A 10,529-nucleotide genomic window follows, 5' to 3' on the forward strand; every position below is an offset into this window, starting at 1 on the left:
TTTTCCCGATTGCGATACGGTCAGCCGCTCCGCGAAGAGCCCTGCGGGCGCCAGAGCAGCATGCCGACGATGACCAGCCCGATCAGGATGAACTGAATGGAGCCGGTATAGAGTTGCGCCTCGGCGGGCGCGAAACGGGACAGGGCCCAGCCGCTGGCTGTCCATGCGGTCCAGATGAGGAAGGCTCCGGCGATGGCGCCCCGGTTGTTGCCCGCCCCGCCGACGATCAGCATGGCCCAGATCTGGAACGTCAGCGTCGGCAGCACATCCTGCGGGCTGACGAAGGCATAGAAGGTGCCGTAAAGCCCGCCCGCCAGCCCCATGATGGCCGAACCGGTGACAAAGGCGGTGAGGCGCACCCGCGACGGCTGCTTGCCGAGCGAGCGGGCTGCCTCCTCATCCTCGCGGATGGCGCGCAGCAGCCGCCCGAAGGGCGAGGCCGTCAGCCGCTCCAGCATCAGATAGACCAGCACCAGCAGCGCCAGAACAAAGGCGAGATAGGCAAGGTTGTAGGTGAAGCCATCGCCCAGAAGGCCGCGCAGGGGCCGCTCGAAGCCGCGCACGCCCTTGGCCCCGCCGCTCAGCCATTCCGCATTGCGCATGACGTTTTCAAAGGCCACCGCAATGCCGAAGGTGGCGATGGCCAGATAATCATGGCGCAGCTTCAGCGTCAGCACACCGGCCACCCAGGCCAGCAGCGCCGCCGCACCCACGCCGCCCGCTAGCGCCAGAAGATACGGCAGGGCAAAGCCGCCCAGATGATCGTCCTGCGGCAGGCCGCCGAGGATCAGCGTGGCATAGGCCCCTGCCCCGAAGAAGGCCGCCACGCCGCCGTTGAACAGCCCCGTGTTGCCCCATTGCAGATTGAGGCCCATCACCGCGATGGCGAGAATGGAGGCCAGCGTCGTGAAGAAGACGAGATAGGAGATGACCCCGATCATGACCGTGCCTCGCCGAAAAGACCGTTGGGGCGGACCAGCAGCACCGCCAGAATGATGAGGAAGGGCATGGAGGGCGAATAGCCCGAGGGCACGATCAGCAGCGCAAGGCTGGAGGCAATGCCGACCAGAAAGCCGCCAATCGCCGCCCCGTGAATGCTGCCGATGCCCCCGGCAATTGCCGCCGCAAAGACCGGCAGCACCATGTCGCGGCCCATCACCGGCGAGAGGTGGTTGGTCATGCCGTAGAACACCCCGGCCAGCGCCGCCAGACCGCCGCCGATGACCCAGATCAGCGTCACCATGCGCTTCAGCGAAATGCCGTTGACCTGTGCCAGCGACGGGTTTTCCGCCACCGCCCGCAGCGCAAAGCCGAAGGTGGTGCGCGTCAGCACCAGATGCAGCACCGCCATCACCAGGAGCGTTGCGCAGAGGACGAAGACCTGATCCGGCTTGATCATCAGCAGCGGATTACGGCTCAGCACCACGGCAAAGGCGATGCCCTTGGAGTAAAGCTCCGTATGCAGGCCGAAGCTGAGGCCGATGACGCTGCGCACGATCAGCGCCACGCCAAAGGAGGCGAAGACCATGGACAGCTCGCCGCCCTTCTCCCGCACCCGGCGGAAGATCAGCCGGTCGATCAGCACCGCGCTTGCCGCCGTAACCGCCATCGCCAGCACCATGGCCAGCAGCAGGGAGAGCGTGAGCGACAGCGGCGCCAGCTTCTGCCCCAGCGGGCCATGGATCGCCTGAAACAACCGGTCGAAGACCAGCGCCACATAGGCGCCGATGGTCAGCAGCTCCGCGTGGGCGAAGTTGGCAAAGCGCAGCATGTGCATCACCATGGTGAGGCCGATGGCGCCCAGCGACAGCACCGATCCGACGAGAATTCCGTCCACGAGCGCCTGGATCATGATGCCCTCAACCTCTTGCCGCCGAGATAGATTTCCCCCACCACCGGGTCCGCCCGCAGGGCCTCTGCGGCCCCGTCAAGCTGGTTGCGCCCGTCGGCGAGGATGTAGCAGTGATCGGCAATGCGCAGCGCCTGCTTCACGTTCTGCTCCACCAGCAGGATGGTGACACCCTGCTGCGTCAGATCCTTTGCCAGCGCCAGCACCTCTTCCGCCGCCTTGGGCGACAGCCCGGCGGAAGGCTCGTCCATGAGAACGAGCGAGGGCTTCACCGCCAGCGCCATGGCGACGGCCAGAAACTGCCGCTGCCCGCCGGACAAGGCCCCAGCCCGCTCCTTCTGCTTGGCGGCGAGCGGAGGAAAGCGGGTGAACAGCTCGTCCAGCCGCGCCTTCGCCGCGCTGCCTGCATTGCGCAGCGCCAGTTCCAGGTTCTGGCGGATGGTCAGCGTGCGGAAGATGTTGTCCGTCTGCGGCACATAGGCGATGCCGTGACCGGCCATCCGGTCGGGCCGCAGCCCCGTGATGTCCTGCCCCCGGTAGCGCACGCTGCCGCCGCTGACCGGCACCAGCCCGGCCACCGCCTTGATCAGCGTCGATTTGCCCGCGCCATTGGGGCCGATGATGACGGTGACCTTGCAGGCCTCCGCCGTCAGCGCCACGTCCTTCAGGATCGGCAGATCGGGAACATAGCCGGCGAAAAGCCCGCGGATGACGAGTTCGCCATCGTCAGGCCCTGCCGCTTGATCTGGTCGGGTAACGTCAGGCATCGGCCATGCTCCCCAGATAGGCATCCAGCAGCACCGGATTGGCCTGCGCTTCCTTCGCCGTGCCCTCGAACACCACCTTGCCCTCGGCAAGCGCGATGACGGGATCGCAGTGGCGCATGATGAAGTCCATGTCATGCTCGATGATGACGAAGGTCTTGCCCTGGCGGTTCAGCTCCTCGATCTTTTCGATGAGAACGCCGGTCAGCGTCGGGTTGACGCCTGCCGCCGGTTCGTCCAGCAGGATGATGGCGGGATCGCCCATCAGCACCCGCGCCAGTTCCAGCAGCTTCATCTGCCCGCCGGAAATCTTGCCCGCCGGATGATCGGCCAGCTTTGCCAGCGTCACGAACTCCAGCACCTCCATCGCCCGCTCCCGGTTGCGCCGCTCCTGCGCGGCGACACGGCCAGAGGCGAAGAGCGGGCCGAAGAGGCTTTCCCCGTCTGGGCGGGCGGGGCCATCATCACGTTTTCCAGCACGCTCATGCGCGCAAAGGGGCGCGGGATCTGGAACGTGCGCCCCAGCCCCTTGCGGAACAGGGCATCGGGCGCAAGGCCGGTCACATCCCTGCCCGCCAGCGTTACCGTGCCGGAGGTGGGCTTCAGCGTGCCGGTGAGCAGGTTGAACAGGGTGGACTTGCCCGCCCCGTTCGGCCCGATGAGGCCGGTGATGGTTCCCGCCCGGATGTCCAGCGATACGCTGTCCACGGCGCGGAAGCCGTTGAAGTCGCGGGTCAGGCCCTTGGTGGACAGCAGCACCTCAGCCATGGGCCGCCGCCAGCACCTGATCATCAGGCTTGGTGTTGAGATTGTACTTCATGATGCGGCCATGGCGGCTGGTGCGGTCGCCCTCAAGACCATAGACCGGCCCCTGCGGCCCGCCCGCCTGCGCCAGCACCGCGCCGATCGCCGCCCGGTCCGCCTCGTCCAGCTGGAAGCCGAAGACTTCCATCGTCTTGGGCAGATGCCGCGCATAGCGCGCCCCGACGATGCCCGCCGCCACCTGCGGCTGATCCAGCACCCAGCGGGTGGCAACGCTGGAGAGGGACACACCATGCCGCTCCCCACCGCCTTCAGGGTGGAGAGCAGCGTCTGGAACAGGTCCCAGGAGCCGAACTCGTCAATGATGAGCCGGTACTTGATCAGCGAGCGGTTTTCGAAGGCAAAGCCCGGATCGGCCTGGCCCAGCCAGTTTTCCGTCAGGAACCCGCCCGCCAGCGTGCCGTAGCACAGCAGCTGCACATCATGTTCGCGCGCCCAGTTCGAGAAATCCCCGGCGGGGCGCCGGTCGAGAACGGAATATTGCACCTGTGCCGAGACCACATCAAAGCCTGCACCGGTGAAGAGGCTCATCTGCGCCTCGTTCCAGTTGGTGGTGCCAAGGTTTGCGATTTTGCCCTTCTCCTGGCAGCGCTTGAGCACCTCCAGCGCGGACACCGCGTTGCCGATGCTCAGATCCCACCAGAAGAACTGCACCAGATGCAGCCGCTCGATCTGAAGCCGCTTCAGCGAGCGGTCGATGATGGCTTCCACCTCGTCCGGGCGGATATCGGCAAGGCGGGAGAGGTCCGGCACCAGCTTGGTGTGCACGATCACCCGGTCAGCCACCTCCGCGCCCCTGCGGCGGCGCACATCCGCGATGAAGTTGCCGATCATCTCCTCCACGCCGGTGTAGATGTCGGCGCAGTCGAAGGTGGTGATGCCCGCATCGAGGAAGGCTTCCATATCGGCAATGGCCGCCTCGCGCTCCACCGGGCCATGGTCGCCGGCAAGCTGCCAGCCGCCCTTGATGACGCGGGAAATGCGGTGGCCGGGGCGCAGGTCTGCGGTTTCAGCGGCGGTCATTCGGCAGGGCCTCCCTCGGCCTTTTTCCAGTATGGGGTGTCGCGGGCCTCAGGCAGGCCGGTGGTTTCGCTGTGGCGGAAGTACCGCTTGCCAAGCCGGGTCACGCGGAACCGGCCTCCGCAATGGGGGTCGGGGCAGGCAATCTCCGCGTCGGTGGACATCCAGTCATTGGCGTGGGTGTCGCGCTGCTTGGCCGGCAGCAGCGGCAGAAGCGCGGCCAGCGCATACATGGAAACGCGCTGCCCGGCGCCGAACACCAGCGCCTCGCCTTCCACGGTGAAGGCCTCGCCCTCAACATGGCGGCAGACGGGGGTGCGCCCGCCCAGCACGGTCTCGACTTTCAGGTCGTAGAGCCAGAAGCCGTCTTCCCTGTTCGCTGTCTCATCCGCACTCATGTCCGGCTCACGCTCATCTGGAAGGCTCCTTTGAAGGAGGCTTGTTATCTGTGATATTTGATCATAGGTTTGGGATATTCCGATTGTCAATCAGCCTAAGGTGGTTAAACTTCAGGCAGGTTCAACATGCAGGCAGCACGCCGGGACAGCACCATGACCGCACCACGCATTGCGCGGATCGACCAGTCGAAACTGCGGGAAAACGTCTATTTCGCCCTGCGCGATGCCTTCACCAGCGGCGGATTTGCGCCAGGCGATACCGTCAGCCTGCGCGACCTTGCCGAACAGCTGGGCACCTCGATGACGCCAGTGCGCGAAGCGGTGCGCCGCCTTGTGGCCGAAGGCGCGCTGGTCGATACCCCCAGCCGCACGCTGCAGGTGCCGCCCTTTGATGCAAACCGGATGCAGGATCTCAAGCGGGCGCGGCTGGCGCTGGAAACGCTGGTGCTGGACCTTGCCATGGACCGCATGACGGCGCAGACCGTGGCAGAGCTGGAAGCCGTGCTCCACGCCCCGCCCGCGCCGGACCGAACCGTTCCGGATCTGAAGCAGAATTACGATTTCCACTTCACCCTCTACCGCGCCAGCCAGTCCGAAGTGCTGGTGCCGCTGGTGGAGGGGCTCTGGGTGCAATACGGCGCCTATCTGAACCTCATCATCAAGAGCGAAGACGCCCTGCGCATGCCCGAGCACAAGCACCACGAGGAAATCATCGCCGCGCTGAAGGCCGGGGACCGGGAAGCGGCAAAGGCCGCCCTCGTCAACGACATCGAGCGCAGCTTCCGCGTGATCATTCCTTCCGCATGACCCGCACCTCCCACCCCGCCAGCGGCCGGGTTCAGGCGTCCGGCCCGAAGACATTCAGGGATTGGGCCTTCGTTTTGCCGCAGCACCCCTCTCCCCCTTTGAGGGGGAGAGGGCTGAGACGCACTGCCCAGTCACCCAGACTGCAGCCCTTTCCAAAACCCTGAACCTCGCCCAGCACGATCAGTGCATCCAGTAGCCGCCAAACCCGAGAGCCAGCCGATGACCGAAACCGTTTCCCGCCCCGACCGCTTCCGCCTGTCGCCCCGCCTTGAGATCAGCCGGGCGCTGACGGGGCTGTGGCAGGTGGCCGATATCGAGCGCAAGAGCGGCGCCATCGACCCGGAGACCGGCGCGGACTGGCTGGACGCCTATGTGCGGCAGGGCTTCGACACCTTCGACATGGCCGACCATTACGGCACCTCGGAAATTCTGGCAGGCCGGATGCTGTCCCGCCACGCCGGCAAAAGCCCCCGTCCGCTTGCCTTCACCAAATGGTGCCCGGAGCCGGGGCCGATGACGGCGGAGATTGTCCGCGCCGGCGTGCAGGAGCGGCTGGACCGGCTGGGAGTAGCCAGCGTCGATCTGCTGCAATTCCACTGGTGGAGCTTCGAGCACCCCGGCTGGCTGGACGCGCTGCACGAGCTGGCGAAGTTGCAGCAGGAAGGGCTGATCGACGGCATCGGCGTCACCAATTTCGATGCGGCCCATCTGCATCTGGCACTGGCCGACGGGGTGCCGCTGCTGACCAATCAGGTTTCCTTCTCGCTGGTGGACAGGCGCGCCGCCGGGCCGCTGGCGGAAGTTTGCGCCACGCATGGGGTGCATCTCTTCGGCTATGGCACGCTCTGCGGCGGCTTCCTGTCGGACAAGTGGCTGGGTCAGCGCGAGCCGCTGGACATCAATGACTGGAGCAAGATGAAGTACAAGCGCTTCATCGACGTGACCGGCGGCTGGGATGCCTTCCAGACCCTGCTGTCCACCGCCCGCCAGATCGCGGACCGGCACGGGGTTTCCATCTCCAACGTCGCAACCCGCTGGGTGCTGGAGCAGCGGCAGGTGGCGGGCGTGATCATCGGCGCAAGGCTGGGCGAGGCCATGCACACGGATGGCAACCTCAAGCTCTTCTCCTTTGCCCTTGATGCGGAGGATCATGGCAAGCTTGCAGAGGCTTTCGCGCAAATGCAGGCCGTTCCGGGCGACTGCGGCGATGAATACCGCAAGCCGCCGTTCCTCACCGCCTCGGGCGATCTCAGCCACCATCTCGACCAGATGCCGCTGGCCAATACGACGGAGGCCGTGCCCCACCGCCCCGGCGCCACGCGGGTGCTGACCGGATCGGAGTGGGAGGATATCGCGGGCTATTGCAGGGCGCAGCGCATCGGTGACCGCATTCTGGTTTCCGGCACCACCGCCACCGCCGGCAGCAGCCGCCCGGTGGCGCCGGGCGATGCCGCAGCGCAGACGACCTATATCCTCGACAAGATCCTTGCCGCACTGACAGCCCTTGGCGCCAGCGCCGAGGATGTGGTGCGCACCCGCGTCTACCTCACCGACCCAAACGACGCCCTGCCAGTCTCCCGCGCCCATGGCCGCATCTTCGGCCCCATCAAACCCGCCAACACCCTGCTGGCAGTGGCCAAACTCATCGGCGACTACAAGGTGGAAATCGAAGCCGAAGCCATCCTGCGCGGCTGAGCGGCAGGTCCATTACCGGCTCGTGCTTGCTCCAGCGTATTCAGGTGGCAGCTAATCTCTCCGCTTCCCGCCTGAATGCGCTGCGCAGGTGTTCCTCTGCGCTGTCCGGATCAAGTTCGGGATCGCCGGCCAGCAGCAGCCCCGCCAGACCGTCGCGGAGCGCCTCAAGCCGCAGAGCGGTGGCGCGTGGGTTGCTCAGGTGCCACGAGGCATCCGCCGAGCCGCTGAGCAAAATGTCTGCAAGCCCCTGGCGCAAGCGTACCCGCGCTGCGGACAGCGCTTCGGCCAGCGGAGCATCTTTCACTGCAAGAGACTCTGCCTCGATCCACAAGCGCCAAAAGGGCCGGGCTTCCGGCAAAAACTCTCGCTCATAAACCGCTCCAGAGCTTCCGCCGCACTCTCGCCCTCCCGGTGCAGATCTGCCGCCACAGCGTCAAAAATTGCGGCCCAGGCCTGCGCCCTCAAGTCCGGCCAGCGGAAATAGTGGTTCAGCAAACCAGTCCCGACACCGGCACGCTCTGTCACCATCCTGGTCTGCACTGCCAAAAGCCCCTGCTCCATCAGCAGTTCGGCGGTAGCAGACAGAATACGGCTGCGCTTGCCCATGGCAGTCATTCGGAACTCCTTGACAGATTGAGCGCTCGCTCAATATAAGTTGAGCAAGTGCTCAATGGAGATCATAGCCCAATGGCGGCAGAGCGCAATCAGGCAGTCGACATGGTACGGGCGATTGCCCTGTTCGGCATCGCGGTGGTCAACCTGCCATTCCTGGCGCTCCCGGCGGACGCCACCCTATACCTGCCGGCAGATGGTATCGACCGGATCGCAGTGGTTCTGGTGGAGCTGCTGTTCCAGGCAAAGTTCTTTCTGCTTTTCTCTTTCATTTTCGGTTGGGGAATAGAGATCCAGTTCCGGGCTGCAAACCAGAAAGGCGCATCTTTCGCCCGGCGGTTCAGCCGGCGGCTGGCGTGTCTTGCAGTCCTTGGCATGCTGCATGCCACGCTGGTTTTCACCGGAGATATACTGCTGCTCTATGCCTTGCTCGGGCTTGTGGCATGGGCCGCCAGACCTCTGCCCACCCGCAGTCTTCTGATGCTGGCTGCCGGACTTGTCCCGGTTGCCGCAGGGTGCCTCATTCTTCTTGGGCTCATGCTGCAAGGCTCCGTTGTTCCCCCGGACACCCCAAACCTTGGCGGCAGCTTCATCGAGGCGGTTCACGCCCGTTGGCGGGACTGGCCAGACAGCTTCGGTTTTCTGGTTCTTTTCCAGGGGCACCTTGCACTGGCCGCCTTCCTGGCAGGAATAACGGCAGCAAGGACCGGTTTCTTTGAGACGGGCAACTTGACCGCTGCCAGGTTAAAACGCGCAGTACCGCTTCTTCTGGCCGCAGGTCTTGTCCTGAACAGCGGCTATGTGCTGGGCCTTCATTCGGACGTTTTGCCACCTGCCTTGACGCTCGCGGGCCTAAGCGGCCTCGCCCTCGGCGGTCCGGTGCTGGCGCTTGCCTGGCTCGGGATGATCCTGATGGCAGCTGACAGGATCAGACTTCCAGGCTTCCTCATTCTCGCGGGCAGAAACTCGCTCACCTGTTATGTCCTGCAGGGCGTTCTGGCCGGGCTTGTGTTTGGCGGATATGGCCTTGGCCTGTTTGGCACACTTGGCCAGATGGCATTGCTGCCGCTCTCCCTTGGCCTAACGGTTCTGTCCATGGTTTTGACATCAGCATTCGCGCGTGTCTTTGGCCACGGCCCCCTGGAGCTTCTATTGCGCCGTGTCACTTACGGATGACCCCGGAAGCGCTCTGCCTGCATAGAGTTCCTGCCGCCATCTGTTGCGTCACACCACTATTTGAAATTCTCAACTGAATTGACTTTTGTCATTCATATTGATCAGCATCAAAGAAGACAGCGGTCCGCCGTGGTTTCCTCGCGGCCATGTTCAACCGGCTGCACCATTCCTTGTTGTCGATCCTTCTGGCTTGCCTGCTTGTTTTTACAGGGACAGCGAGCGGGATGGCGGCGGCGCATGCCGGAATGCCTGATACAGGAACTGCCGCCGGTGTGATGCAGATCGTCATCTGCAGCGCGGATGGCGCAAGCCGGACGGTCTATCTGGATGCGGCAGGCAACGTTGCCGAAGCACCGCAGAAAAAGAGCTGCTGCACCGGAGATTGCGCCGATTGCACCCTGTGCTCGCAGCCAGCCGCAGACCGGACTGCCGGAGCCTCTCTCCTTCTTCCCCTCCCAAGCTCCCACGCCTTGCAAGGTCACGCAGCCCCCGGACAGAGGCTTGTCCGGGGAGCGCCTCCGCGCGGGCACCTCCAAGGACAGGCACATGATCCGCCTTCTGCTCCTCTTGTGTGCAGCCTTGTTGCTGCCCGCCATGGCCAGCGCCCAGCAGGCCGCCCCCTCCCATCTGTCCCGGTTCCTGCCGCAGGTTCCCGCCGCGAGCCTTGTCGAGGGGGCCGAGGGCTATGGTGCCATTCACTCCGGTCTGCCGGTTGCCGATGTTCTGAGCGGCGGCAAGACAGTGGCCTATGCCTTTGTCACCTCGGATTTCACCAGCACCACAGGCTATTCCGGCAAGCCCATCCATGTGATGGCCGCCATCGGCACCGACGGGCTGCTGAAGGGCGTGAAGCTGCTGAAGCACTCCGAGCCCATCGTTCTCGTCGGCATTCCCGAAGCGCGAATGGTGGAGCTGATCGAGGGCTACAAGGGTCTCGACATTGCAAAGGAAGCCGCGTCCGGCGGCTCCAGCCACGACCTCAAGATCATTTCGGGCGCAACCGTCACGGTGATGGTGATCGACGATTCCGTCGTGCGCGCCAGCATCAAGGTAGCGCGCAGCCTCGGACTTGGCGGGCTTTCCGCGGAACGCCCCGCTACAGGCCCGCAGCGTGTCATTGATCCTAACGTGAAAGCCGCGGACGACTGGCTGACCCAGACCGGAGACGGCACCATCCGCCGCCTGTCGCTGGACGTCGCGCAGGTCAATGCCGCCTTTGCCGCCCTGCCGGACCAGCGCGCCGCAGAGCGCCCGGAGGAAGGCCCGGCGGATGCCACCTTCATCGACCTTTATGCCACGCTCGTCAGCATTCCCGGCATCGGCGAAAGCCTGCTGGAGCCGGGCGAGAAGGCGGCGATCGATGCCTGGCTGAAGCCGGGGGACAGC

General features: G+C 64.8%; 12 protein-coding genes and 1 pseudogene. 4 read left to right on the forward strand and 9 right to left on the reverse strand.

Going from position 1 to position 10,529, the window contains the following annotated elements; all coding sequences use genetic code 11:
* Positions 1–20 precede the first annotated feature (20 nt).
* The 7 genes and pseudogenes from ACQB61_RS22295 to ACQB61_RS22325 all read right to left on the reverse strand — a co-directional run bounded on the left by ACQB61_RS22295 (position 21) and on the right by ACQB61_RS22325 (position 4,853).
* On the reverse strand, positions 21–941 hold the full coding sequence (locus tag ACQB61_RS22295) for a branched-chain amino acid ABC transporter permease (RefSeq protein ID WP_430514603.1): 921 nt from the start codon (positions 939–941) through the stop codon (positions 21–23).
* Positions 938–1,852: a branched-chain amino acid ABC transporter permease gene (locus tag ACQB61_RS22300; protein WP_430514604.1), complete on the reverse strand. Its 915-nt coding sequence runs from the start codon at positions 1,850–1,852 to the stop codon at positions 938–940. The genes ACQB61_RS22295 and ACQB61_RS22300 overlap by 4 nt, the downstream gene beginning before the upstream one ends.
* A complete protein-coding gene (locus ACQB61_RS22305; RefSeq protein ID WP_430514605.1) occupies positions 1,849–2,616 on the reverse strand; it encodes an ABC transporter ATP-binding protein in 768 nt (255 codons plus the stop codon). Before ACQB61_RS22305 ends, ACQB61_RS22300 begins: the two co-directional genes overlap by 4 nt.
* The gene (locus tag ACQB61_RS22310) at positions 2,609–2,980 is read right to left on the reverse strand and encodes an ATP-binding cassette domain-containing protein (protein ID WP_430514606.1); all 372 of its coding nucleotides are present in this window, start codon (positions 2,978–2,980) and stop codon (positions 2,609–2,611) included. The genes ACQB61_RS22305 and ACQB61_RS22310 overlap by 8 nt, the downstream gene beginning before the upstream one ends.
* Positions 2,959–3,381: an ATP-binding cassette domain-containing protein gene (locus ACQB61_RS22315; protein WP_430514607.1), complete on the reverse strand. Its 423-nt coding sequence runs from the start codon at positions 3,379–3,381 to the stop codon at positions 2,959–2,961. Before ACQB61_RS22315 ends, ACQB61_RS22310 begins: the two co-directional genes overlap by 22 nt.
* Positions 3,374–4,458: pseudogene (locus ACQB61_RS22320) on the reverse strand (aldo/keto reductase). The gene ACQB61_RS22315 and the pseudogene ACQB61_RS22320 overlap by 8 nt, the downstream one beginning before the upstream one ends.
* Positions 4,455–4,853, reverse strand: coding sequence for a TIGR04076 family protein (locus ACQB61_RS22325; protein ID WP_430514608.1), 399 nt, complete (start codon positions 4,851–4,853; stop codon positions 4,455–4,457). The pseudogene ACQB61_RS22320 and the gene ACQB61_RS22325 overlap by 4 nt, the downstream one beginning before the upstream one ends.
* A gap of 153 nt (positions 4,854–5,006) precedes the next feature.
* Between ACQB61_RS22325 and ACQB61_RS22330 the strand changes: the two genes are divergently transcribed.
* On the forward strand, positions 5,007–5,660 hold the full coding sequence (locus ACQB61_RS22330; protein ID WP_430514609.1) for a GntR family transcriptional regulator: 654 nt from the start codon (positions 5,007–5,009) through the stop codon (positions 5,658–5,660).
* Positions 5,661–5,879: 219 nt separating this feature from the next.
* Entirely contained in the window at positions 5,880–7,355 is a 1,476-nt protein-coding gene (locus ACQB61_RS22335; protein ID WP_430514610.1) for an aldo/keto reductase, read from the forward strand.
* 40 nt (positions 7,356–7,395) lie between these two features.
* Here ACQB61_RS22335 and ACQB61_RS22340 read toward each other — a convergent pair whose 3' ends face one another.
* Positions 7,396–7,659: a hypothetical protein gene (locus ACQB61_RS22340; protein WP_430514611.1), complete on the reverse strand. Its 264-nt coding sequence runs from the start codon at positions 7,657–7,659 to the stop codon at positions 7,396–7,398.
* Positions 7,656–7,970 carry a TetR/AcrR family transcriptional regulator gene (locus tag ACQB61_RS22345; protein WP_430514612.1) on the reverse strand — a complete coding sequence of 105 codons (315 nt, stop codon included), beginning with the start codon at positions 7,968–7,970 and terminating at the stop codon, positions 7,656–7,658. Before ACQB61_RS22345 ends, ACQB61_RS22340 begins: the two co-directional genes overlap by 4 nt.
* A gap of 72 nt (positions 7,971–8,042) precedes the next feature.
* Between ACQB61_RS22345 and ACQB61_RS22350 the strand changes: the two genes are divergently transcribed.
* Positions 8,043–9,143 carry a DUF418 domain-containing protein gene (locus ACQB61_RS22350; RefSeq protein ID WP_430514613.1) on the forward strand — a complete coding sequence of 367 codons (1,101 nt, stop codon included), beginning with the start codon at positions 8,043–8,045 and terminating at the stop codon, positions 9,141–9,143.
* A gap of 546 nt (positions 9,144–9,689) precedes the next feature.
* Positions 9,690–10,529, forward strand: an 840-nt coding sequence (locus ACQB61_RS22355) for an FMN-binding protein (RefSeq protein WP_430514614.1), incomplete at its 3' end; no start/stop codon positions are given.

It is taken from the genome of Pannonibacter phragmitetus (genome assembly GCF_050510895.1).
In the GTDB taxonomy this organism is placed as follows: Bacteria; Pseudomonadota; Alphaproteobacteria; order Rhizobiales; family Stappiaceae; genus Pannonibacter; species Pannonibacter phragmitetus_B.

Excerpts from the sequence above, each read along its gene's own strand:
- ACQB61_RS22295 (WP_430514603.1), bottom strand. The coding sequence starts at position 941 with ATGATCGGGGTCATCTCCTATCTCGTCTTCTTCACGACGCTGGCCTCC.
- ACQB61_RS22300 (WP_430514604.1), bottom strand. The coding sequence starts at position 1,852 with ATGATCCAGGCGCTCGTGGACGGAATTCTCGTCGGATCGGTGCTGTCG.
- ACQB61_RS22305 (WP_430514605.1), bottom strand. The coding sequence starts at position 2,616 with ATGCCTGACGTTACCCGACCAGATCAAGCGGCAGGGCCTGACGATGGC.
- ACQB61_RS22310 (WP_430514606.1), bottom strand. The coding sequence starts at position 2,980 with ATGGAGGTGCTGGAGTTCGTGACGCTGGCAAAGCTGGCCGATCATCCG.
- ACQB61_RS22315 (WP_430514607.1), bottom strand. The coding sequence starts at position 3,381 with ATGGCTGAGGTGCTGCTGTCCACCAAGGGCCTGACCCGCGACTTCAAC.
- ACQB61_RS22325 (WP_430514608.1), bottom strand. The coding sequence starts at position 4,853 with ATGAGTGCGGATGAGACAGCGAACAGGGAAGACGGCTTCTGGCTCTAC.
- ACQB61_RS22330 (WP_430514609.1), top strand. The coding sequence starts at position 5,007 with ATGACCGCACCACGCATTGCGCGGATCGACCAGTCGAAACTGCGGGAA.
- ACQB61_RS22335 (WP_430514610.1), top strand. The coding sequence starts at position 5,880 with ATGACCGAAACCGTTTCCCGCCCCGACCGCTTCCGCCTGTCGCCCCGC.
- ACQB61_RS22345 (WP_430514612.1), bottom strand. The coding sequence starts at position 7,970 with ATGACTGCCATGGGCAAGCGCAGCCGTATTCTGTCTGCTACCGCCGAA.
- ACQB61_RS22350 (WP_430514613.1), top strand. The coding sequence starts at position 8,043 with ATGGCGGCAGAGCGCAATCAGGCAGTCGACATGGTACGGGCGATTGCC.